General features: G+C 71.5%; 19 protein-coding genes. 4 read left to right on the top strand and 15 right to left on the bottom strand.

Going from position 1 to position 19,913, the window contains the following annotated elements:
- Positions 1–76: 76 nt before the first annotated feature.
- The 6 genes from sufU to DVK07_RS23245 all read right to left on the bottom strand — a co-directional run bounded on the left by sufU (position 77) and on the right by DVK07_RS23245 (position 4,455).
- Complete coding sequence (gene sufU / locus DVK07_RS07520) at positions 77–502, bottom strand: Fe-S cluster assembly sulfur transfer protein SufU (protein ID WP_121596477.1); 426 nt, start codon at positions 500–502, stop codon at positions 77–79.
- Between the two features lie 772 nt (positions 503–1,274).
- Entirely contained in the window at positions 1,275–1,661 is a 387-nt protein-coding gene (locus tag DVK07_RS07515) for a co-chaperone YbbN (RefSeq protein WP_121596476.1), read from the bottom strand.
- Between the two features lie 102 nt (positions 1,662–1,763).
- Complete coding sequence (locus DVK07_RS07510) at positions 1,764–1,979, bottom strand: CbaC protein (RefSeq protein ID WP_086220076.1); 216 nt, start codon at positions 1,977–1,979, stop codon at positions 1,764–1,766.
- Positions 1,976–3,766 (bottom strand): b(o/a)3-type cytochrome-c oxidase subunit 1, encoded by a 1,791-nt coding sequence (locus DVK07_RS07505; RefSeq protein ID WP_121596475.1) that lies wholly within the window; start codon positions 3,764–3,766, stop codon positions 1,976–1,978. Before DVK07_RS07505 ends, DVK07_RS07510 begins: the two co-directional genes overlap by 4 nt.
- Positions 3,763–4,272, bottom strand: coding sequence for a cytochrome c oxidase subunit II (locus DVK07_RS07500; protein ID WP_121596474.1), 510 nt, complete (start codon positions 4,270–4,272; stop codon positions 3,763–3,765). Before DVK07_RS07500 ends, DVK07_RS07505 begins: the two co-directional genes overlap by 4 nt.
- 6 nt (positions 4,273–4,278) lie before the next feature.
- A complete protein-coding gene (locus tag DVK07_RS23245; RefSeq protein WP_199719435.1) occupies positions 4,279–4,455 on the bottom strand; it encodes a hypothetical protein in 177 nt (58 codons plus the stop codon).
- A 97-nt stretch (positions 4,456–4,552) separates the two neighbouring features.
- On the opposite strand from DVK07_RS23245, the gene DVK07_RS07495 reads away from it, so the two are divergent.
- On the top strand, positions 4,553–4,753 hold the full coding sequence (locus DVK07_RS07495) for a hypothetical protein (RefSeq protein WP_121596473.1): 201 nt from the start codon (positions 4,553–4,555) through the stop codon (positions 4,751–4,753).
- 97 nt (positions 4,754–4,850) lie between these two features.
- The gene (locus DVK07_RS07490) at positions 4,851–7,283 is read left to right on the top strand and encodes a cation-translocating P-type ATPase (RefSeq protein ID WP_121596472.1); all 2,433 of its coding nucleotides are present in this window, start codon (positions 4,851–4,853) and stop codon (positions 7,281–7,283) included.
- Positions 7,284–7,336: 53 nt separating this feature from the next.
- Here DVK07_RS07490 and DVK07_RS07485 read toward each other — a convergent pair whose 3' ends face one another.
- From DVK07_RS07485 to DVK07_RS07465, 5 genes are all read right to left on the bottom strand, one after another.
- Positions 7,337–7,930, bottom strand: a complete 594-nt coding sequence (locus DVK07_RS07485) for a hypothetical protein (RefSeq protein ID WP_121596471.1) — start codon at positions 7,928–7,930, stop codon at positions 7,337–7,339.
- A 106-nt stretch (positions 7,931–8,036) separates the two neighbouring features.
- Positions 8,037–8,279, bottom strand: a complete 243-nt coding sequence (locus DVK07_RS07480; RefSeq protein ID WP_121596470.1) for a SelT/SelW/SelH family protein — start codon at positions 8,277–8,279, stop codon at positions 8,037–8,039.
- Positions 8,280–8,357: 78 nt separating this feature from the next.
- Entirely contained in the window at positions 8,358–9,779 is a 1,422-nt protein-coding gene (locus DVK07_RS07475) for a heme o synthase (RefSeq protein WP_121596469.1), read from the bottom strand.
- 153 nt (positions 9,780–9,932) lie between these two features.
- A complete protein-coding gene (locus tag DVK07_RS07470) occupies positions 9,933–10,385 on the bottom strand; it encodes an adenylyltransferase/cytidyltransferase family protein (RefSeq protein ID WP_121596468.1) in 453 nt (150 codons plus the stop codon).
- A complete protein-coding gene (locus DVK07_RS07465; RefSeq protein ID WP_121596467.1) occupies positions 10,382–10,897 on the bottom strand; it encodes a Mov34/MPN/PAD-1 family protein in 516 nt (171 codons plus the stop codon). The genes DVK07_RS07470 and DVK07_RS07465 overlap by 4 nt, the downstream gene beginning before the upstream one ends.
- A gap of 140 nt (positions 10,898–11,037) precedes the next feature.
- Here DVK07_RS07465 and DVK07_RS07460 point away from each other — a divergent pair, with 140 nt between their 5' ends.
- Positions 11,038–12,984 (top strand): DHH family phosphoesterase, encoded by a 1,947-nt coding sequence (locus tag DVK07_RS07460; protein WP_121596466.1) that lies wholly within the window; start codon positions 11,038–11,040, stop codon positions 12,982–12,984.
- Between the two features lie 63 nt (positions 12,985–13,047).
- Here the strand turns inward: DVK07_RS07460 and DVK07_RS07455 are convergent, their stop codons facing one another.
- Together DVK07_RS07455 and DVK07_RS07450 are read right to left on the bottom strand one after the other, a co-directional pair.
- Complete coding sequence (locus DVK07_RS07455; protein WP_199719434.1) at positions 13,048–14,787, bottom strand: phospholipase D-like domain-containing protein; 1,740 nt, start codon at positions 14,785–14,787, stop codon at positions 13,048–13,050.
- A 66-nt stretch (positions 14,788–14,853) separates the two neighbouring features.
- Positions 14,854–16,296 carry a HEAT repeat domain-containing protein gene (locus DVK07_RS07450; RefSeq protein ID WP_121596465.1) on the bottom strand — a complete coding sequence of 481 codons (1,443 nt, stop codon included), beginning with the start codon at positions 16,294–16,296 and terminating at the stop codon, positions 14,854–14,856.
- A 285-nt stretch (positions 16,297–16,581) separates the two neighbouring features.
- Here DVK07_RS07450 and DVK07_RS07445 point away from each other — a divergent pair, with 285 nt between their 5' ends.
- The gene (locus tag DVK07_RS07445) at positions 16,582–18,057 is read left to right on the top strand and encodes an MATE family efflux transporter (protein WP_121596464.1); all 1,476 of its coding nucleotides are present in this window, start codon (positions 16,582–16,584) and stop codon (positions 18,055–18,057) included.
- A 24-nt stretch (positions 18,058–18,081) separates the two neighbouring features.
- Here the strand turns inward: DVK07_RS07445 and DVK07_RS07440 are convergent, their stop codons facing one another.
- Both DVK07_RS07440 and DVK07_RS07435 read right to left on the bottom strand, forming a co-directional pair.
- On the bottom strand, positions 18,082–18,651 hold the full coding sequence (locus DVK07_RS07440; RefSeq protein ID WP_121596463.1) for a cysteine hydrolase family protein: 570 nt from the start codon (positions 18,649–18,651) through the stop codon (positions 18,082–18,084).
- On the bottom strand, positions 18,644–19,504 hold the full coding sequence (locus tag DVK07_RS07435) for a YqcI/YcgG family protein (RefSeq protein WP_121596462.1): 861 nt from the start codon (positions 19,502–19,504) through the stop codon (positions 18,644–18,646). Before DVK07_RS07435 ends, DVK07_RS07440 begins: the two co-directional genes overlap by 8 nt.
- Positions 19,505–19,913 lie beyond the last annotated feature (409 nt).

Genomic DNA, 19,913 nt, shown 5'->3' with positions numbered 1-19,913 from the left:
GTGGGCTCGGGACGGGCGCGTCCGCGGTGCGAGCCGGCCGCGGCGCGGGAACGCGGCCGCAACGAGAGCCGAGCGGCTACTCCTCGGTGACCGTGCGGTCCTCGTCCGGGTCGAGCTCGCCGCGGTGGATCTTCGCGCCGTCCTGTGCGACCTGCCGGCCCAGCACCGCGCACTTGACGCGCATCGGTGAGATGTCGACGCCGAGCATCTCCGTGACGTCGTCGGTGTCGAGCGCGTCGAGCTCGTCGACGGGCATCCCGTGGAGCCGCTCGGAGAGCATGCTCGCGGAGGCCATCGAGATGGCGCAGCCGTCGCCGGTGAACCGCACCGCCTCGATCGTCTCCCCGTCGTCGTCGAGGTCGACGTCCATCCGGATCGTGTCGCCGCAGGAGGGGTTCTCGCCGACGTGCGTGAAGTCCGGATCCTCGAGTTCCCCGTAGTTGCGCGGGTTCTTGTAGTGGTCGAGGATCTGCTGTCGGTACATGTCCGAGCCCAGTCCCATATCGGACACAGGTACGCCGCTCCGGCTCAAAAGGGTTCCGTCGAGCGCAGCCACTTATAAATGAACAGCGGCACTGCGGTGGCGCGTGCCTGCGAGCGGCCGCCACCGGCGGCCGCGAGGAGCACGCGCGAGGGAGGCGGCGGTCCGGGGCGGCTCTGCCCGCGCCGGGCCGTCCGCCGAGGCTGGGGAGGCGTGAGGTGCGGTCGCTGTGTGGGCGGGACTCAAAGGGGCAACCGTGAGGGCGTCGTAGGCGACGTAAGCACCGCAGGGAGCGAACGGAGTGAGCGACCGAGGAGCGCAGCGAGCGTACTGCGGCCTCGCGGCTGGGGCTTCGGTGGTGGTCGTGCCGATCGACGATTTATAAGCAGATGCGTACAGCCGAGCGGCTGGGGCTTCGGTGGTGGTCGTGCCGATCGACGATTTATAAGCAGATGCGTACAGCCGAGCGGCTGGGGCTTCGGTGGTGGTCGTGCCGATCGACGATTTATAAGCAGATGCGTACAGCCGAGCGGCTGGGGCTTCGGTGGTGGTCGTGCCGATCGACGATTTATAAGCAGATGCGTACAGCCGAGCGGCTGGGGCTTCGGTGGTGGTCGTGCCGATCGACGATTTATAAGCAGATGCGTACAGCCGAGCGGCTGGGGCTTCGGTGGTGGTCGTGCCGATCGACGATTTATAAGCAGATGCGTACAGCCGAGCGGCTGGGGCTCCGGTGGTGATCGCCGTCGCGGTGACTTGCCGAAACGAGTTCAGACCGACGTATCGCTCTCGCTCAGGCCGCGTGTTCGTCGACCCACGCCGTCAGCTCGTCGCCCGGGATGAACCCCTCGGCGCGCCGCGCGACCGGCTCGCCGTCGACGAAGAGGACGAACAGCGGGACGCTCCGCACGTCGAACCGCTCGACCAGCGGCGGGTCGTCGCGGGGGTTCACCATGCCGACCGCCAGATCGGCGTCGGCGCCGCGGGCCACGTTGCCGATCACCGGTTCCATGCTCGCGCAGATGCCGCAGCCGTCGGTGTAGAACTCCACGAGCGCGGCGTCGGCGTCCGCGACGAAGGCGTCGAGGTCGTCCTCGTCCGACAGCGAGACTGGACGGTTCGCGCCGGACGATCCGCCGTCTGCCGTCTCGGCCTCGCTCGATACAGTATTGGAATTCATACGCATTATTGTCGCCGAAGGGTAATAACTGCTTCTGTCGGGTGTCGGCCACGACGGAAGGCGAGAGACGAATAAAAACTCCGCGTGTCGGATATCGCGCCGCTACGCCGGCTCGTCGCCCTCGGGCTCGGTGCGCCACCCGCCCTTCAGCGTGACGAACCAGATCGAGAGGCCGGCGAGGACGAAGACGGCCGCCATGTACGGGATGATCGGCAGCTCGACCCCGACGAAGTCGAGCACGGTCCGGAGCTCGTAGACGATCACGCCGAAGATGGCGAGCGTCACGAGCAGGCCGCCGCGGCTCACGTCGACAGTCATCGGACCACCTCGGCGAGCGAGCCCGACGCGTCGGTGACCGCGCCGACGAGCGGCGCGGCGGCGTCGGCCAGCGCGTCGAGCAGCGGCGCGAGCCACACCGGGTACGTGCCGACTCCGGGCCCGAGCAGCCCGCCGCGCTGGATGATCGCCGCGATCGGCAGCGCGTACGCGAGGACGACGAGGACGAGCGCGATGCTCACCCACAGGCGGAGGTTATCGAGTACCTTCGGGGCGTCCTCCGCGCCGGAGACCGGGCTCGGAAGCGGCTCCGCGAGCCCGGAGACCTTCGGGTTCCCCATCGTCAACGCGAGGTTCCCGAGGAACAGGATCGTCGAGACGAAAAGCAGCGTCCCGCCGATCGCGATCTGGATGTTCAGCTCCTCGAAGCCGCCGAACATCGTCGGGTAGTCGAAGCCGGAGTACTCCGGTTCGGCGGTCCGCCGCGGCACGCCGAGCAGGCCCTGCGCGTGCATCGCGTTCGACATCAGCGCCATGCCGATGAACCAGAGCACGACCTGGAACAGCCCGATCTGACTGCTGTAGATCGGCTTGTTGCTGATCTGCGGCCAGAGCCAGTAGATTCCGGCCATCATCGTCAGCGCCACCGCGGTCCCGACGGTGAGGTGGAAGTGCCCGGGCACCCACAGCGTGTTGTGGATGAGGTAGTTGATGTTCATCCCCGCGTTGACCATCCCGGAGAAGCCGCCGGCCGCGAACATCAGCCCGGCGAGCATCATGCCGGTGAACTCCGGCTTCCGCCACGGGAGGTTCGTGAGCCAGCCGAGCAGTCCGCTGCCGCCGTTCTTCCGAGCGCCGTACTCGACGCTCGCGACGACGGTGAACGCGGTGAGCAGGCTGGGCAACAGCAGGAACATCGTGTTCGTCATGGAGATGAACTTGAACCCCTCCGCGATGCCGGGGTCGAGGTACTGGTGGTGGATCCCGACCGGCGTCGAGAGGAGGACGAACAGCACGAACACGACCCGAGCGAGCGGGTCGCTGAACAGCCGTCCGCCGGCGATCTTCGGGAGGACGGTGTACCAGAGCATGTACGCCGGCATGAGCCAGAAGTAGACGACCGGGTGGCCGAAGAACCAGAACAGCGTCCGGGTGAGCGTCGGGTTCACCTGCTCGATGAAGCCGAGCGACCACGGCAGGAGGAACAGCAGCACGGAGGCCGCGACGGCGGACGAGGCGATGTACCACATCGTCATCGTCGTCAACACCATGAACGTCTGGAGCGGGATCCGCTCGTCGGGGTGGTCGCGCCGCCACGCGAGGAACGTCCGGAACCAGTCCGCGCCCGCGATCCACGTGCCGACGATGAACACCGCGAGTCCGGCGTAGAACAGCGGGTGGGCCTGAAGCGGCGCGTAGAAGGTGTACAGTACGTCCGCGCTCATGTCGATGGAGTCGACGAACCCGGCGAGAATCGAGATGCCGGTGAGCGTCATGCCGGTCGCCATCAGCCCGTACCACGTCCACGTGATCTTGATGTTCAACAGCGGCCGGTCAAGGCTCCGCGTCAGCGCCCAGGTGAACAGCCCGACGAGGAAGAAGATCGTGAAGCTGATCACCATGAAGACGCCGTGGGCCGTGAGGACGGTGTAGTAGTCCGTCGAAGGGATGATCCGCGCGACGTCGGTCCGGTGGAGCGTCTGGATGATCCCGAACACCGCGCCGAGGAACAGCGCGAAGAAGGAGCTCAGGAAGGCCGCGCGGACGACGCGCGCCTCGTCCGGGAACTTGTCGACGAACGTCCGCTCGGACTCGAGGGCAGTGCTCACTCCGAGTCACCTCCTCGGTTCTCGAACTCCGACTGGCTGACGACGTGGAGCTTCCCCTCCATGACGTGGTGGCCCGCGCCGCAGTACTCGTTACAGACGATCCCGTACTCGGTGGGCTCGTCGGTCTCGACCGTGATCTCCGAGACCTCGCCGGGAACGACCATCGTGTTCGCGCTCGTGCCGGCCACCTCGAAGCCGTGGATCACGTCCCGAGAAGTCACCTGTAACGTCACGGTGCTGTTCGCCGGCACGACGATCGGGGTCGGTTCGAAGCCGAACTGGTAGGCGACGACGTACGCCTCGTACTCGTTTTCACCGACCTGCTCGACCCGGGGTTCCGAGAACCGCTCGTCCTCGTCGATCCCCCCCGCATCGATCGTCGACTGCGAGTCGGCGACCATCGCCACCCCCGGACCGACGGCGCCGTACGTCACGGTCCCGATAAGGGCGAGGATCAACACGATCGAAAGCGCGAGCCAGAGTTTTTCGTACGCGTGGATGTGCATGTCTGATCACCCCACGATGACGAGGTCTCGCCCGAGGAACTCCACGAAGTATATATACACCCATGCGAGCACCAGTATCACGAAGTAGATCCCGATCAGCGTGAGCGTGCCGATCGGGTCGAACTCCTCGGCGTCGCCGCCCCCGTCCTCCGTGCCGGCGTGTACGGCCTCATTTTGGCCCATAGGTCCGGTTATGGTCAGGGGAACATATAACACCTACCCGTTCTCGAACCGTGAAAACACGGGCATTATATATGCTCAGGGAAGCCTTGTGTCGGGTATGAACTTCTCGATCCAACAGGCCGTGCTCCTCGTCCTCGGCGGGCTCGTCCCCGCGGTGGTGTTCATCGCCGACCGGGCGGAGTTCGTCGTGGCGGTCACGCTTGTGAACGTCCTGCTCATCTGGGGGAGCCTCCGGATCGCGACCGGCGGGAGCCTGCCGGGATTCACCGGTGACGCAGACGAGCCGGACCACGCGTAACCGGCCCGAACGCACCGCTGGACCGCCAGATGCGGCCGACTGGCCACCCGGAGGGAACCCGAACTGACCGCCCGGAGAGAATCCGAACGGACCACGCATGACAGGCTGTACACTCTGTGACCTCCCGACCGGGGACGACCCGCACACGGCCCCCGACGTCGACGGCGAGTTCTGCTGTCGGGGCTGTCTGACCGTCGCGCGCTCGCTCGACGACGTCGAGGACCTCGACGACCTCGACGCGCGGCGTCCGAACGCGACGCCGGGCGAGGAGTTCGACGGCGAGACGACGTTCCTCCACGTCGATGGGATGCACTGCGCGACCTGCGAGTCGTTCCTCGAGATGACTGCGGGCGAGCAGGACGGGGTCGCGGCCGCCGAGGCGAGCTACGCCACCGACACGATCCGGGTCGACTACGACCCGGACGCGGTGGACGCGGACGAGCTGCCCGACCGGCTCTCGGTCGCGGGGTACTCGGCGAGCGACCGCGCGGACCCGGACGCGGATGACGACGACGCCGTCGTGCGGTTCCTCATCGGCGGCGGCTTCTTCGGGATGATGGCGATGCTGTGGTACGTCCTCTTCTTGTATCCGACCTACTTCGGGTACGAGCCGATAGTCGACCTCGGCGGCGTCTCCGGGACCTACCTCTTCGCGCAGATCTGGCTGTTCGCCTCAATTGTGCTGTTTTACACCGGCTACCCAATCTTGCGCGGCGCGTACGTGAGCCTCCGGGCGCGACAGCCGAACATGGACCTGCTCGTGTCGCTCGCGGCGACGAGCTCGTACGCGTACAGCACGCTCGCGCTGCTCGTCGGCCGGACCGATCTCTACTTCGACGTGACCATCGCGGTCATCCTGGTCGTCACCGCGGGCAACCACTACGAGTCGATAATCAAGCGCCGGGCGACCGGAATGCTGGCCGACCTGACGACGGCCGATGACCGCACGGTGCGGACCGAGGCCGGCGAGACCGTCGCGGCCGACGCGGTCGCCCCCGGCGAGCGCCTCCTCGTGCGCCCCGGCGAGCGCGTGCCGTTCGACGGGACCGTCGCGGAGGGGACCGCCGCGGTCGACGAGGCCCTCGTCACCGGCGAGTCGCTGCCGGCGACGAAACGCGAGGGCGACCCGGTCCGCGGGGGCACCGTCGTCACCGACTCGCCCGTCGTGATCGAGGTCGGCGAGGACGCGGCGAACACGCTCGACACCCTCGTGCGACTGCTCTGGGAGATCCAGAGCTCGCGGTCCGGGATCCAGCGCCTCGTCGACCGGCTGGCGACGGTGTTCGTCCCCCTCGTCGTCGCGGTCGCGACCGTCGGCGCCGCCGCCACCCTCGCCCTCGGCTCGGCGCCGATCGACGCCGCGCTCGTCGGGCTGACGGTGCTGATCGTCTCGTGTCCGTGCGCGCTCGGGCTCGCCACCCCGCTCGCGGTCGCCGCCGGGATCCGCGACGCGGCGAAGCGCGGCATCGTCGTCGTCTCGGACGCCGTCTTCGAGGCGGCCGCCGACGTCGACACGGTCGTCTTCGACAAGACCGGGACGCTCACCGACGGCGAGATGCGGCTGCTCGACGCGACCGTCGAGGACGGAACCTCGGTCGACCGCGTCCGCGAACGGGCGGCGGCCGTCGAGCGCGCCTCGATCCACCCGGTCGCCGAGGCGATCGTCGCGGGTGTGCTGGGAGATGCCGGAGAGACGGCGGGCGAGCGACCGGCCACCGACGGCGGCGCCGCGGCCGCCGCGGACCCGAGCGACGGCCCGCCGGCCGAGGTCGACGCGCTCGACGCCCCCGCCGCGACCGACGTCGACGTCTTCGACCGCGGGGTGGCGGGGCGCGTCGACGGCGAGGAGGTCGTCGTCGGCCACCCCGACCTGTTCGCCGAGCGCGGCTGGCCGGTCGCAGACCGGCTCCGCGAGGCGGGGGCGGCCGCCCGCGACCGCGGGAACGTTCCCGTCTACGTCGGCTGGGACGGCCGCGTGCGCGGGGTCCTGACCGTCGGCGACGAGGTGCGCGACGGGTGGGAGGCGGTCGTCAGCGACCTCGACGCGGACGGGCGGCGCGTGGTCGTACTCACCGGCGACGCGCCCGCGGCCGCGACGCGGTTCGCGGAGCACCCCGCGATCGACGAGGTGTTCGCCGAGGTGCCGCCGGAGGCGAAGGCCGAGACGGTCCGGCGGCTCGGCGCCGACCGGTCGGTCGCGATGGTGGGCGACGGGAGCAACGACGCGCCCGCGCTCGCCGCGGCCGACCTGGGTATCTCGATCGCCTCCGGGACGGACCTCGCGGCGGACGCCGCGGACGCGGTCCTCCTCGAGGACCGGCTCTCGGCGGTCCCGGAGCTGTTCGCGGTCACGCGTGGGACGAACCGGCGGCTGAAGCAGAACCTCGGCTGGGCGTTCGTCTACAACGCGGTCGCGATCCCGTTGGCCCTGTCCGGCCTCCTCAACCCCCTGTTGGCCGCGCTCGCGATGGCGTCGAGCAGCATCCTCGTGGTGACGAACTCCGCGCGCGCGGTGTTCGACCCCGACTGACGCTCACGCGAGCGACCGACGCTCACGCGAGCGACCGACGCTCACGCGCTCCGTCAGTTCCCGCCGCGTCCCGAGCGGTCCTCGCTCCCGCCGCGGCCCGGGGGGAGGAGCCGGCGCGCCAGCGCGCCGAGGCGCTTGCGCTTGTACGCGAGGTTCACGTACAGCCCCGAGAGGAAGACGGTCCCGACGACGAGCGGCACCTCGTCGACGCCCTGCCCGAGGACGAGGTCCGAGAGCAGGTAGACCCCGACCCCGAGCGGGAGCGCGGCCGGCAGCCGGAGGTTGTACCGGACCAGCGTGCCGACCGACGCGTCGAAGCGCTCGACTAAGGCCGTGAACACGAACCCCAGCGCGCCGAGCAGGCTGAACAGCGGAACGAACGGCGGGACGACCCCCGGAGCGAGACCGGCGATCCCGGCGAACGGCGCGTCGATCGCCACGGACGCCGCGGCCGCGAGGACGGCGGTGAGGAGGACGTCGACGGCGACGACGGCGGTCCCGAGCCGGGACCGATACCAGGTCCGCGCGAGCTGCGGCCGGTCGTCAGCGGCGGGCGCGGCGTCGCCGCCGAACGTCGGATCGTCCGACTCACGCGTCGGATCGTCGGCCGGAGGCCCGCCTCGCGCCCGTTTCGATGAGTCCGACATCGTCGGGGCGGTTCGCGGCCGAGGGACAATTAGCTTGTGCCGTGTGAACGAGAGTCAGGAATCGCGGGGCGTTCGCCGAGGAAGGGGGCGACGCCGGAGCCGGCGGCTACGCCGTCGCGCCGACGTGCGGCCTGACCGCGCGGACGATGGCGTCGACGTCGTACTCGTCTTCCGTCTTGTCGAAGACGGTCTCGTCGCCGACCCGGACGACGAACACGCCGTCGTCACCGGTTACCAGCGCGACCTCGTCGATTCCCTCGCCGAACTGTTTGAGGATCGCCTCCGAGACGTCCTGCGCGCGGTTCAACATGCCACAGGGAACGCAGTACTCGACTTCGACGCGTGTCATACCGCGAGGTAGGACGCGAACCGGATTAAAAGGGCGGGTCGCGGGCGGTCGCGACGAACCGCGACGCCGCCGACCCCCTCACACCACCAGCGCGTCGAAGACGACGGCGAACAGCAGCAGCCCGAGGTAGGCGTTCGAGGCGTGGAACGCGCGGAACGCCGCGCTCTCCGTCTGCTCGTAGTGGAGCCGGACGACCGCCCAGAGGAAGACGGCGCCGACGCCGACGCCGACGACGGCGTACAGCGCGCCGAGCGGGTCGGCGGCCGCCGCGAGCGCGACCGCGGCGACCAGCGTCGCGCCGAGGTACCAGAGGATGTGGCGGCGGGTCGTCGTCTCGCCGCGCACGACTGGCATCATCGGGAAGCCGCCGCGCTCGTAGTCGTCCTTGTACGCCAACGCGAGGTTGTAGAAGTGCGCGGGCGTCCACAGGAAGATGACGAGGGCGAGCAGCAGCCCGCCGCCGCCGACCTCGCCCGTGACCGCGGCCCAGCCGATGAGCGCCGGGAGCGCGCCGGCCGCGCCGCCGATAACGGTGTTCTGGACCGTGTTCGGCTTGAGGACGAGCGTGTACACGACGCTGTAAAACAGGATCGCCACCAGCCCGAGCGCCGCCGTCAGCGGGTTCACCGTCCAGAACAGCGCGAGCGAGACGACGGTCAGCAGGCCGCCGAACGCGAGCGCGTGCGGGACGGGGACGAGGTCGGTCGCGAGCGGGCGGTCGTTGGTCCGCTGCATCCGCTTGTCCACGTCGCGTTCGAGGACGTGATTGAACGTGCCGGAGGCCCCGATGGAGAGCGCGCCGCCGGCCAGCGTGGCGGCCACGACCGGGGGCGTGAACCCGGGCGCGCCGGCGGTCGCCACCGGCTGGGCGAGCGCCATCGCGGCTGCGGCGACGAGACAGAGCAGCCACATCAGCCGCGGCTTCATCAGCCGGAAGTACGCCGCCGCGGTCGCCTTCAGCCGCGGCAGCGTCGCGGACGGGATCGACGGCTCCGGCGCCTCCTCGACCGGCGGGAGGTGGTCGGTGCCGGGCTCGAAGTCGTCGGGGGCGTCGTCGGGGCTCCCCGTCTCGGCCTCCAGCCACCACGCGAGCGCCGCGAGGACCGCGCCGAAGATGCCGACGCCGAGGAGGAGGTGTGCGGAGCCGAGCGCGGCGGGCAGGTCGCCGAGCGCGACGAGCGCGCCGACCCCCGCCTGTGCGGGGTAGACGACGAGCGCGACCGCGAGCGCGACCCGGACCCGGCGGTCGGCGCCGTTCCGCCACGCGAGCGCGGCCGAGAGCGCGACGAGGAGCCCGACGACGACGGCGAGGGCTCGATGGCCGAGGGCGATCCACCCCGCGGTCGCCGTCGGCAGGGCGGCGCCGCTCCCGCAGGCGGGCCAGCCGCCGCAGGCGGTCGCCGCCTCCGTGAGGGAGGTGGTCGCGCCGACGACGACGAGCAGGTACACGCCCATCGCGGCCGCGGCCAACACGGCGGGGAACTTGTCGGGGATGTTCACTCACCTCGGTTTGGGAGTCAGTCCATTTAGACCCCGCGCTTCCGCACCCGTCGGGGTCCGCGCGTTTCCCGCTGTCGGGGGGCTCCGCGGCCGTGACCTACGACGGCGCCGCGTCCGATCCGTCGCCGCGTCCGATCCGTCGCCGCGTCCGAGCTACGACGGCGCCGCGTCCGATCCGTCGCCGCGCTCGCGCAGGATCCGGTCCACGATGTCGCCGCTGGAGAGCAGTTCGTCCTCGTACTTCGGCTCCCGGCCCGACGCGCGCTCGACGCGGCAGTCGATCCCGCGGGCGTCGAGCGCGTCGGCGATGTCGGCCTCGTCGTGGTGCTGGTCGAACCCCAACACGATCACGTCGGGGTCGAGCCGCTCGATGGGGACGAACACGTCTTCGGGGTCACCGAGGTGCGCCTCGTCGACCGCGTCGAGCGCCTCGACCATGTCGCGCCGCTGACGGGCACAGAGGATCGGTTCCGGCTTGTGCGTAACGTTGGTGCGGCGGGCGACGATGGCGTGGAGCTCGTCGCCGTACGTCGCCGCGTCCTCTAAGTAGTGAACGTGGCCGGGATGGAGGAGGTCGAACGTCCCCTGCGCGACGACCCGCGTCATCTGAACCACGAGAGGAAGCCGCCGGAGTCCCGGTCGTCCAGCTCGCGGTCGATGTCCGCCTGTGTGAAATCGAAGAAGTGCTCGTCGGGCACCTCGACGTCGAGCACCTCGAGGGTCGTCTGGTTCCCCTCGTTGTCGAACGCCTTCCAGTCGCCCCAGCCGTAGGGGGCGCCGGCGATGATGTGTACCTTCCCCTGTCCGAACGTCGCGAGGTCGGCGTCGCTCGGCCGCAGCGCGCCGTTCGGGTGGGAGTGGACCGAACCGACCGACCGCATGTCGTTCGGCTTCATGTTGGTGCGGACGGTGGCGCTCGTCGGGCTCGACTCCGTCCCCGGGATGACGAGCACGTCGGTGATCACCTGACCCTCCCGGTCGAGGTCCAGCTTCCGGGCGTCGTCCGCGCGGAGGAACCCCATGTACTCGTTGGGGTGGGTCTCCTCGCTCGCCTCGAGCACGAACTCCAGGGTCTCTCGGGCGATCCCGAGGAGCTCGTCCGAGCGGAACAGTCGCATGAGCGAGACAAGTCCCCGTCGCCTCATAGGGGTTCCGGACCGCGGGACGCGGGGGGCGCCCCTCGGCCGCCGGCGAGCGGTGTCGGGGCCCCGAGCCCCGAGAGAACAGGCTTAACACCGGCCGTTCCCGAGAAACGTCCATGAGCGAAAACACCGCCGGGGATTCCGGCACGCGGGGCGATTCGAGCCCCGAACCCGACACCGACGCGGCGGAGGGGGCGGCCGACGACCGGCCGACCGTCTACGACCTGGCACCGGACTGCACCCTCGAGGACGCCGCTGTCGACGCCCTGTATCACGCGGAGGTCAACGGCGTCGTCGACTACGGCGTGTTCGTCGACCTCTCGGACGCCGTGAGCGGACTCGTCCACGAGTCGAACCTCGACGGCGACTACGCGGTGGGCGACCGACTGATCGTCCGACTCACCGAGGTGAAGGAGAACGGCGACGTGGCGTTCGACGACGTCGACCCCGACGACTACCGCACCGAGACCGTCGCCCACGAGCCGACCGTCTCGCGCGTCCGCGGCCTCACCCCGGGCGACGAGGCGACCGTCGAGGGCGAGGTCGTCCAGGCGAAACAGACGGGCGGCCCCACCATATTCGCCGTCGCGGACGCCTCCGGCGTCCTCTCCTGTGCGGCCTTCGAGTCCGCCGGCGTCCGGGCGTACCCCGAAGTCGAGGTCGGCGACATGGTCCACGTCTCGGGGACGGTCGAGAGCCGCGAGGACGCGCTCCAGCTGGAGGTCGACTCGCTGACGCGACTCCCCGACGAGCGCGCCGCCGAGCCCCGCGAGCGCTTCGAGGCGGCCCTCGACGAGCGCGCCGAGCCCGCGGACGTCGACCCCCTCGTCGACTGGGAGGCGTTCGAGCCGATCCACGAGGACCTCCGCGAGCTCGCCCGGCTCCTCCGCCGGACCGTGCTCGCCGGCCGCCCGATCCGCGTCCGCCACCACGCGGACGGCGACGGGATGTGCGCCGCGATCCCGGTCCAGCTCGCCTTGGAGAACCTGATCGAGGAGGTCCACGGTGACCCCGACTCGCCGCGCCACCTCTTCAAGCGGCTCCCGAGCAAGGCGCCCTACTACGAGATGGAGGACGTCACCCGCGACCTCAACTTCGCCCTGGAGGGCCGCGCCCGCCACGGCCAGAAGCTCCCCTTCCTCCTAATGCTCGACAACGGCTCCACCGAGGAGGACGTGCCCGCCTACGAGAACCTCGCGCACTACGACATCCCGATCGCGGCCGTCGACCACCACCACCCCGACCCCGAGGCGGTCGAGCCGCTGCTCGACGCCCACGTCAACCCCTACCTCCACGGCGAGGACTACCGGGTCACGACGGGGATGATGTCCGTCGAGCTCGCCCGCCTGATCGATCCGTCGCTCACCGAGGAGCTCGAACACGTGCCGGCGGTCGCCGGCCTCTCCGACCGCTCGAAGGCGGAGGCGATGGACGACTACGTCGCGCTCGCCGAGGAGGCGGGGTACGACGAGTCCGACCTCCTCGACATCGGGGAGGCGCTCGACTACGCGGCCCACTGGCTCCGCTACTCCGAGGGGAAGACGCTGGTCAACGACGCCTTGAACGTCGGCTGCGACGACGAGGAGCGGCACGAGGAGCTCGTCGAGTTCCTCTCCGAGCGCGCCGAGCGCGACGTGGAGCGCCAGCTCGACGCCGTCGACGACCACGTCGAACACGAGCGGCTCGCCTCCGGCGCGCACCTCTACCGGATCGACCTCGACGAGTACGCCCACCGGTTCACCTACCCCGCGCCGGGCAAGACCACCGGCGAGCTCCACGACGCGAAGGTGAAGGAGACGGGCGACCCCGTCATCACCATCGGCTACGGCCCCGACTTCTGCGTCCTCCGCTCGGACGGGGTCCGGCTCGACATCCCGAACATGGTGACCGAGCTGAACGACGAGCTGCCCGAGGCCGGCGTCTCCGGCGGCGGGCACCTCGTCGTCGGCTCGATCAAGTTCGTGAAGGGGCGCCGGAGCGAGGTGATCGAGGCGCTCGTCGAGAAGATGGCGGGCGCGGAGATCGACGAGGCGCTCTCGTCGACCATCGCGCTCGACGACTGAGCCGTCGGTTGCGACCGCTGTCCGGCGCCGCGGTCGGGAACCCGCTCGCCGCGGGTTCGCTTCTCAGCCGAACGCGATCCCTCTCCGAGCGACGGCGCCGGCCGCCGCGAGCGCGACGCCGAACCCGCCGACGAAGGCGATCGGGAGCTGAATCCCGCCGCCGCGCCAGTCGGCGGCGTAGGCGCGGGCGTAGAAGTCGGCGACCGACTCGTTCTCGACCGCGAGCAGCACCTCTCGGTTGTTCGTCCGGGCGCTCGGGTTCCAGTTGAGGCTGCCGACGACGGCCGCGTCGTCGACGACGAGCCCCTTCGCGTGGACCTTCCCGAACCGGCCGCGCGGCTCGGCGAGGTCGACGGCGATCGGTTCGTCGGCGAAGCGCTCGGAGAGGTTCCGGTTCGCCTCGCGGTCGTACCACGCGTCCGAGAGCAGCAGGTGGACGTCGACCCCGCGGTCCGCGGCGCGCCGGAGCGCGCGGACGATCCGGTCGTTCGGCCCGCCCACGCGGGGGACGACCGCGAGCACCCGCTCGTCGGCGGCGTCGATCCGCGAGACGATCCGGTCGGCGGCATTGCCGGGGGCGGTCAGGACGGTCACGTCCGCCGCCGCCGGCTCCGCTGGCGCGTCGAACCGCGTCGGGTACGAGCCGTTCGCGCGGCCGCCGTCGTGGAACTCCGTGTCGGCGCGGAAGGCGCGCCACGGCCGCGCGTCGCGCGCCTCGAAGTCGGCGCGGAACAGCGCCGCGAGGTCGTCCGCGACGGCGGCGTCGCGGTCGGTTCCGGCCCCGTCCCCGGCGTCAGCCCCTCCCTCGACACCGGCGCCGCCCCCGACGACGACGCCCCACCCGCGGTTGCTGTGCCCGCCCGTGCCGGACGGCTTCCAGTTCTCCGTGAGGACGACGGCGCGGTCGTCCGCGACCGCGTACTTGGGGTGGTGGAACCGGAACCGCTCGACCTCGCCGTCGAGGATCCGGACCTCGACGCCGGCGGCCGTCAGCCGGTCGAGAAGCGCCGCGCTCCGCGCCGGAAACCCGCCGACCGGCGACCCCTCGAGCAGCACGCGAACGCGCACGCCGCGATCGGCGGCCGCGACGAGCGCGTCGGCGACCCGCTCCGAGGTCAGCGTGTAGCCGGCGACGAACAGCCGCTCGTCCGCGCTCCGGAGGGGATCGACCGGCATCCCGGGGCTGTCCGGGAGGACGAAGGGCGTCACGGCCGCGTCCGCGGTCGACTCCGGCGAGCGGGGGTCGTACCCGCGGGGTCGCCACTCGCCCCACGAGGCGCGCCAGCGGTACCCCTCGCGGGCGCGGTCGTAGGCGACGACGTCGACCGCGGTCCCGCTTCGCCGGAGCTCAATCCGGTCGCCCGACGCCGACAGCGGAAAGTAGTCGGTCAGGCGGCGGATCTCGCGGCGGTCCGCGACCGCGGCGGCCGTCCCCGAATCGCCGGCGAGGATCGACGCGGTCCGGTTCGGCGCGGTCGACAACGTCACGGTCCCGCTGGCGTTCGCCGGAATCCCGGCGTCGTAGTAGCCGTCGGAGAGCGACCAGTTCCCGCGCTCGGGCAGCGAGACGACGAGGTACTCGCCGCGGTTCTCCGCGGTCGTCGGGTTCGGGTACAGTTCGACGATCCGTGGCTCGCCGGCGGCGGCGGAGGCGTTCGCCGAGGTGGGCTCGACCTCGTCGAGCGGAGCGGCGGCGCCAACGGGGGCGGCCGCGGCCGGAAGCGAGCAGGCGACGGTCGCCGCGGCGACGAGCAAGAGGAGCGCGGCGACGCGGGACCGGCGGCTCGGACGACGGGGTGACACGGCGAGCGTGGCGCCTGTATCGGCTAAAAGGGTTCGCGACCGCTGCGGGAGAGAGGAGTGCGCCCCTCAGGCCGTCGGCGCGGGCTCGGCCTCGTCGAGCGCGCGCTCGGCCTTCTCGCCCTCCGTCGAGACGACGAAGGAGCGCTCGTCGGCGTACTCGGCGACTGCCTCAAGGGCCTCGCGGGTGCCGATCTGTCGGAGCGCCCAGCCGGCGGCCGCGCGCACGTCGTCGGACGGGTGCGCTTCGAGCGCGTCGGCGAGGGGGTCGACGGCGCGCGTGTCGCCGATAAGGCCGAGCGCGCGGGCGGCGTGGGGGCGGACCAGCTCGTCGGTGTCGCCGTCGGGGTCGAGCTGGTTCGCCAGCGGCTGGACGGCTTCCTCGGCGCCGATCTCGCCGAGCGCCTTGAACACGGCCTTCTGGAGCTGCGGGTTCGAGTCCTCGTCGACGTACTCGACGAGGGTGTCGGTCGCCTCCTCGGCCGCCATCTTCCCGAGGATCCGGATCGCGGGCTGGTCGCGCTTCTCGGCGCGGCCGAGGACCTCCTCGACGGACGCCTCGGTCTTGCCGCGCTTGCCCATGCGCTCGAACGCCTCCAGGCAGTGGCGCTCCATGAACTCGGACCCGAGCGAGTCGAGCGCGAGCAGGATCATGTCGACGTTCCCCCGCGCCTCGTGCTCCTTCAGCGCGGCCCACTCGACCGGGAAGTCCTTGTAGTGGCCGAGCACGTCGTAGTACCCCTGCGCGCGGAGCTGCTCGTGGGTCTCCAAGTCGTCCCACTCCTCGGCGTCGTCGAGGCCGGCCTCTAAGTCGTCCGTCGCCGCCAACAGGGCGGCGATCTCGTCGGCGTCCTCGTCCGCGTCGAGGTCGGCCTCGCCGACCGCCGCGGCGACGGCGTCGAGCGCCGCGACGAGCTGGTCGAGGGGGACCGGCTCCGCGGCGTCGGTCGCCTCGTCGTCCGCGGCCTCGTTTAGGAGCGCCTCGGGGTCCTCGTCGGCCTCGTCGATCGCGCCGGGGGCCGCGTCGTCGATCGCGTCGGCGGCCTCGTCGACGAACGACGCGACGGCGGCCGCGACGTCGTCGTGGCCGTCCTCGGTCCACTCGGTGTCCGCGACCGTCCCGGACGCGGCCTCGACGGCGTCGACGACGTCCTCGCCGTAGGGGCCGCGGGCCTCCTCGACGCCGTCGCGGAGCTCCGCGACGCGGTCCTCGAGGTCGCCGCGGGGGTCGTCGGCGTCCTCGTCGTCCTCGTCGGGCTCGGGGAGGTCCGCCTCCTCGATGCCGGTCTCGGCGTCGTCCAAGAGCGCCTCGACGTCGTCGAGGTCGGCCTCCGTCTCGGCGGCCTCGAGCCGGTCGGCGATCTCGTCGAGGTACTCGTTCAGGGACTCCTCGGTCGCGTCATCGGGGAGCGTCGGGGCGGCCGTCTCCGCCGACTCGCCGGCGTCCCCGCCGTCGTCCGCGGCGTCGGCCTCCTCGGAGGCGTCGGCCGGGTCGTCGTCGCCGTTGCTCATATACCACGAACTCCGCGCGTAGTCCATTAAGAGGTTTCCCTTCGCGGGCGTCGGCCGACCGCACGCGGGGGACGGACAAGCGTGCTGGGCGGACGGACGAGCGTGCCGGGCGGACGGACGAGCGTGCCGGGCGGACGGACCGCCCGCGACCGGGAGGCCGACCGCCGCCGCTCGGCGGGCGGTCCCCGGTACTTCGGACCGAATCGACGGCGGACGCCCGGACGCGGGAGTCGTGTTCACCACCAGCACACTTTTATTATCACTGACTAATACCGGAACGATTAGATGCTGGACGTCGACCGCGAGGCGATCACCGACGGGCCGGTCGGGCGCGTGCTGCTCGTCCTCGCCGCGCCGCTCGTGGCGCAGAACGTCGTGTACGTCGCCAACGCCCTCGTCGACACGTTCTGGCTCGGGCGGGTGGGCGAGGACGCGGTCGCGGCGGTCGGCCTCAGCCTCCCGATCCAGTCGCTGCTCGGCGCGACGGTCGTGGTCGGCGCGGTCGGCACCCAGATCCTCGTCTCGCAGCGCGCCGGCGACGGCGACGAGGCCGGCGCGCGCCGCGTCGCGGTCAACGGCGCGCTCGTCGCGCTCGCGGTCACCGCGGCGGTCGCGCTCCCGGTGGTCGTCTACGCCGAGGAAGTGGTGGCGCTGCTCGGCGCCGACCCCGCGCTCGCCGGGACGACCGCCACGTACCTCGCGATCGTGATCGCCGTCCTCCCGGTCGGCGCGGTCGGCGACACCGTCGAGAACTGCTTCACGGCGTACGGGGACACGCGGGCGGTGTTCCACGTGAGCCTCGTGGGCGTCCTCGTCAACCTGATCGCCGCGCCGGTGCTCATCTTCGGGGTCGGCCCAGTGCCGGAGCTCGGCGTCGCCGGCGCCGCGCTCGGAACCGCGCTCGCGGGCGTCGCCGGCCTCCTGTGGATCCTCGGGTACGCCGCGGGGATCGGCCGCGACACGTTCCGGCTCACCCGGGAGGCGTTCGCGTTCGACCCCGCGACCGTCCGCGAGGTCGTCTCCGTCGGCCTCCCGCTCGGCGGCCAGCGCGGCGTGAGCGAGCTCGTCAGGGTCCTCGTCGTCGGGCTCGTCGCGATCGCCGGCGGCGCGGCGGGCGTCGCGGCGTACACGGTCGGCGCCCGGGTCGCGACGCTCGCGGTCGTGCCGGCCCTCGGGATACAGCAGGCCGCGCAGTCGATGATCGGCCAGAACCTCGGCGCGGACGCCCCCGAGCGCGCCCGCCGGACGACGACCGCCGGCACGGGGATGGTCGTCGCCGGGTTCCTCGCGCTCGGCGCGGTCCAGTTCCTCTTCGCCGGCGGGATCGCGAACCTGCTCGCCCCCGACCTCACAGCGACCGGCCGGTCCCTGTCGGTCCTCTACCTCCGGATCCTCGGCGCCTCCTACTGGGCGCTCGGCGGCACGTACACCCTTCTGGCGGGATTCAACGGCGCCTCCCGCACCCGCACCTCCCTCGTCGCCGACCTGGTGAAGTACTGGGCGGTCCGGTTCCCGATCGCGGTCGCGGCCGTCCCGGCCGCGACGACGTTCGGCGCGTTCGGCGTCACCGTGACGCCGGGGTTAGGCTGGGGCGTCGAGGCCGTCTTCTGGGCGGTGGCGGCCTCGAACGTCGTCGGCTTCCTCGGCCTCGCCGCGTACTTCCTGTACGCGACCCGGCGCGGGATGTTCGCGAACGCGGCCGACCGCGCGAGCGGGGGCGAGGCCGGCGAGGCCGTCGCGGAGGCGGCTGACGACGACTGAGCGCCGCGGGTACGGGGCGGACGGTCAGCGGTCCGCGAGCAGCGCCGCGCTCTCGACGACGGTCGCGAACTCGCCGCGCAGGTGCGCGAGCGCGACGCGGTGGGAGGTCTCCGGGTCGATCCGCTCGCCGTCGGGCGCCTCGCGGGCGTGCGTCGCGGTCGCGTCGGCGACCACGCGCACGTCGTACCCGCGGTTCTCGGCCTCGCGCGTCGTCGTCGAGACGCAGTGGTCGGTGGTGAGCCCGCAGACGACGAGCGACTCGTGACCCGCCTCGCGGAGCCACTCGTCGAGCCCGGAGTCGAGGAACGCGCCGTTGACCGACTTCTCGAACGTCGGCTCCCCGTCGACGGGCGCCGTCTCCGGCTTCCACGCGAAGCCGGGGGCGTCCGGGCGCAGCGGCGAGTCCGGCTCCGCCGAGGCGTGGCGGACGTGCGCGACGGGCCGCCCGGTCGCGCGCCAGCGGTCGAGGAGCGCGGCCGCGACCGCCTCGGCGTCCGGGTTGTTGCGCTCGCCCCAGCCCGGCTCGTCGAAGCCGGTCTGGAAGTCGACGAGGAGGAGGACGGCGTCGTCGGAGAGCGCGATCGGCTCAGTCATCCGCACTCCCCGCGACCGGCGGGTCGCTCCGGTCTCCGTCCGCGAACCGCTGCCACGCGCCGCGTTCGAGCAGGGATTCGGGCGCCTTCGGGTGCTCGCGGGTCGGCGACAGGGGACAGGCGTCCGGGCTCGCGTCGTCGTCCTCGCGGAAGAGGTACTGCGTCCACTCGCGGTCGCCCTCGACGCCCCAGTCGCCGAGGTCGGCGTGGGGACAGACCCCGTCGTAGTCGCCCATCCGGTCGCGGATGGTCTCGCGGGCGCGCTCGCCCGCCTCGGTGTCGGCCGTGATCCCCTCGAAGACGGCGCGAGGCTGGAAGGTGATCTCCAAGCCGACCGGCGAGTACCGGCTCTTCCGGTCGTCGTAGAAGGGGGCCCGCGACGTGGGGAACAGCGGCTCGCCGCCGAAGCAGAACTCCCAGCGCGGGGTGTCCGGGTCGGTCGGGATGTCGTCGGGCCACGGCTCGGGGTCGTGGACGTGGAGGAACTCCAGCACGTTCCAGAGCCGCTCGTGGTAGTGCGCCTCGCCGCGCTCGCCCTCCGGCGGCCTGAAGAACACCGCGAGCGGCGCGCGGTCGGCGTGGTCCGGATACGTTTCGAGGTACTCCAAGAGAACGTCACGGAACCGCAACAGCGCGGCCGGGTCCGTCGTCGACTCGCAGGCGGCGTACAGGAGGTCTCCCTCGCGCTCGACCTCGATGCCGAAGTAGCAGGGGAACGGCGACCCATCGCGCTCGCCGAGCATCGACTCGCGGAAGGTGCGGTAGTGCTCGCGGAGCCACGCCGGCGCGTCGTCGAGCCGACCGCGGAGCGTCTCCTGGTTCAACAGCACGCCCTCGGTACCGGGCTCGTTCATACGCGTTGTCGGGGCGAAGCGGTCTTTTGGCTTTCGCCGGCTTCGGCGCGGTGGGAACGGTTCGGCGGCGCTGTTTCAATCCGACCAGCGCGGTGGCGCGTGCCTCCGAGCGCCCACCGGGCGCGAGGAGCACGCGCGAGGGAGTCGCGAGCGAAGCGAGCGACGAGGCTGGGGAGGCGTGAGGTGCTGTGCGGTCGCGGTGGGGTGGGACTCAAAGGGGCAGTCGTGAGGGCGGCGCAGGCGACGTAAGCACCGCAGCGAGCAGCGCGAGCGAGGAGCACAGCGAGCGTGCGCCGCCCTCGCGACTGGGGCTTTGGAGGCCTTCGTCGTCGATCCGTGATCAACCATTTATAAGCGAGCGACTGGGGCTTTAGCGGCTTTCATCTCCGGTTCGGTGGCAGAGGAACGC

Origin of the sequence: Halorubrum sp. Atlit-26R (assembly GCF_003666015.1) — an archaeon.
Classification (GTDB): domain Archaea; phylum Halobacteriota; class Halobacteria; order Halobacteriales; family Haloferacaceae; genus Halorubrum.
This window is presented reverse-complemented; position numbering and strand designations above follow the sequence as displayed.

Bases quoted from the DNA above. Each gene is read 5' to 3' on its own strand.
- sufU (WP_121596477.1), bottom strand. From the start codon at position 502: ATGGGACTGGGCTCGGACATGTACCGACAGCAGATCCTCGACCACTAC.
- DVK07_RS07515 (WP_121596476.1), bottom strand. From the start codon at position 1,661: ATGAATTCCAATACTGTATCGAGCGAGGCCGAGACGGCAGACGGCGGA.
- DVK07_RS07510 (WP_086220076.1), bottom strand. From the start codon at position 1,979: ATGACTGTCGACGTGAGCCGCGGCGGCCTGCTCGTGACGCTCGCCATC.
- DVK07_RS07500 (WP_121596474.1), bottom strand. From the start codon at position 4,272: ATGCACATCCACGCGTACGAAAAACTCTGGCTCGCGCTTTCGATCGTG.
- DVK07_RS23245 (WP_199719435.1), bottom strand. From the start codon at position 4,455: ATGGGCCAAAATGAGGCCGTACACGCCGGCACGGAGGACGGGGGCGGC.
- DVK07_RS07495 (WP_121596473.1), top strand. From the start codon at position 4,553: ATGAACTTCTCGATCCAACAGGCCGTGCTCCTCGTCCTCGGCGGGCTC.
- DVK07_RS07490 (WP_121596472.1), top strand. From the start codon at position 4,851: ATGACAGGCTGTACACTCTGTGACCTCCCGACCGGGGACGACCCGCAC.
- DVK07_RS07485 (WP_121596471.1), bottom strand. From the start codon at position 7,930: ATGTCGGACTCATCGAAACGGGCGCGAGGCGGGCCTCCGGCCGACGAT.
- DVK07_RS07480 (WP_121596470.1), bottom strand. From the start codon at position 8,279: ATGACACGCGTCGAAGTCGAGTACTGCGTTCCCTGTGGCATGTTGAAC.
- DVK07_RS07470 (WP_121596468.1), bottom strand. From the start codon at position 10,385: ATGACGCGGGTCGTCGCGCAGGGGACGTTCGACCTCCTCCATCCCGGC.
- DVK07_RS07465 (WP_121596467.1), bottom strand. From the start codon at position 10,897: ATGCGACTGTTCCGCTCGGACGAGCTCCTCGGGATCGCCCGAGAGACC.
- DVK07_RS07460 (WP_121596466.1), top strand. From the start codon at position 11,038: ATGAGCGAAAACACCGCCGGGGATTCCGGCACGCGGGGCGATTCGAGC.
- DVK07_RS07450 (WP_121596465.1), bottom strand. From the start codon at position 16,296: ATGAGCAACGGCGACGACGACCCGGCCGACGCCTCCGAGGAGGCCGAC.
- DVK07_RS07445 (WP_121596464.1), top strand. From the start codon at position 16,582: ATGCTGGACGTCGACCGCGAGGCGATCACCGACGGGCCGGTCGGGCGC.
- DVK07_RS07440 (WP_121596463.1), bottom strand. From the start codon at position 18,651: ATGACTGAGCCGATCGCGCTCTCCGACGACGCCGTCCTCCTCCTCGTC.
- DVK07_RS07435 (WP_121596462.1), bottom strand. From the start codon at position 19,504: ATGAACGAGCCCGGTACCGAGGGCGTGCTGTTGAACCAGGAGACGCTC.